Origin of the sequence: Amycolatopsis sp. NPDC049253 (assembly GCF_040678995.1) — a bacterium.
In the GTDB taxonomy this organism is placed as follows: domain Bacteria; phylum Actinomycetota; class Actinomycetes; order Mycobacteriales; family Pseudonocardiaceae; genus Amycolatopsis.
The window spans coordinates 1-1,499 of sequence record NZ_JBFAQX010000080.1 but is presented as its reverse complement, the minus strand read 5'-3'; the positions used below and the strand labels follow the sequence as shown (position 1 = coordinate 1,499).

The window sequence follows — 1,499 nt, the reverse complement described above, 5'->3', positions numbered from 1 at the left end:
CGGATTCCTGCACCACTACAACCACCACCGCGCCCACACCGCCCTCAACGGCCACCCACCCATCACCCGGGTCAACAACCTCACAGGGCACTACACCTAGCGGAGCCTCGCGGGAGCGGTCACCCCGGCAAGGCTCAAGCGGACGCTCACGCCGCCTCGCCGCGTGAAGTGCCTCCCGAAGACGGCCGTCAGGGCACCTCGCCGGGTCCTCCACCCCCGATGCGCCCCCAAAGCGCCGTCTTCACCAGCTCATACGCAGGTCAGAGGGCAATTCCGGGCTGGATTCAAAACCCGTCCAGTGTGAGTTCGAATCTCACCGGGGGCACCACGGCCCACCAGCACAAATCAGCTCCTGACCAGGCACAACCCAGTCAGGGGCCGATCTTGCGTCAACCGGTGGCGCGCGACGGCGACCGGCAAAGACCGGCTACGCGCGGTCTATTCGCGGTCCACATTTCGGGTGCTTGTCTGGCCGGGCCGGGTGCTGCCGACCTTCTTCCCCGGCTCAAAGCTGCTTGGAGACGACCTCAACTGCGCGAGGCAACCGAGGTCACGCACCCGACGGTCGACGAGAAGGGCGAGCCAGCCAGCCAGTTCGGGCGTGCCGCAACCGCGGCGCCCGCCAAAGCAAGGTGGGGCGTCACGCCGGGCGGACGCGCGGAGGTCTGATCACCAAGTCGTGGGGAACGTCATGGAGGTAGTCGGAGTCCGCTGTTTGCAGCTCACCCAGCCGGAGGAGCCGGGTATTCCAGCCTGCTGGCTGGAACTGCCGCAAACGTCGATAAGGAACCCTTCCATAGCCGCACGGGAAGATCGTCCGGCGGAGCGGGTGGCCACACGTCCCCCGCTGGCCAGCCCTCAGGCCCGACGCCAGCGGGACGTCCGGATAGCCCGTTGCCGTACGTCGGAACTCCTTCCATCTCAGGGAAATCTCGGCGAGCAAAGGCCCCCGGGTCGCCGTATTGCACGACAGGTTGGTCTCGACGCGCGTCGTCGTGTCGCCCGCCCAGTCATGGATGCCGGGGGAGTAGTCGACGTTCATGAAGCCGTTGCACGTCGCGGACGCGGCCGTGGTCGTGGCGGCGGCGCTAGCGGCCGGCGCGGCGCACACGAGGCACACGGCGGCAGCGGTGAGGGCGAGGGCGGTACGGCGCAAGAGGGTTGTCTCCCTGGTCAGCTCGCGGTCTTGAGATGGCTGTAGACCCACAGCGCCAGGCGCGCGATCGAGACATCCAACTCCGATGCGATCCGCACGATGGCTTCCAGCTCGGTGCGGTACTGGTGCCTGCGCTCGACATAGGCGGCGACGGCGTGCTCGATGCGGCCAGGGAGCTGCTGATCGCGCTCAATACCGGCTACTAGCGGCCGGGCACGCGGCGGCCCTGAGATCTCAATGGTTCAGGCTTAGACCATGTCTCAGTAGGTGAGTTTCTTGTAGCAGGTGAGGGTGGCGGCGAGGGTGAGGAAGGCGCAGAAGTGGTTGGCGTAGCGGTCGTATC

General features: G+C 66.9%; 1 protein-coding gene. It reads left to right on the top strand.

Going from position 1 to position 1,499, the window contains the following annotated elements; translation table 11 throughout:
- Positions 1 to 1,191 precede the first annotated feature (1,191 nt).
- The gene (locus tag AB0K15_RS48005; RefSeq protein WP_364067926.1) at positions 1,192 to 1,362 is read left to right on the top strand and encodes a hypothetical protein; all 171 of its coding nucleotides are present in this window, start codon (positions 1,192 to 1,194) and stop codon (positions 1,360 to 1,362) included.
- The last annotated feature ends 137 nt before the right edge of the window (positions 1,363 to 1,499 follow it).

Coding starts and splice junctions, on each gene's coding strand:
- AB0K15_RS48005 (WP_364067926.1), top strand. CDS start 1,192: ATGGCTGTAGACCCACAGCGCCAGGCGCGCGATCGAGACATCCAACTC.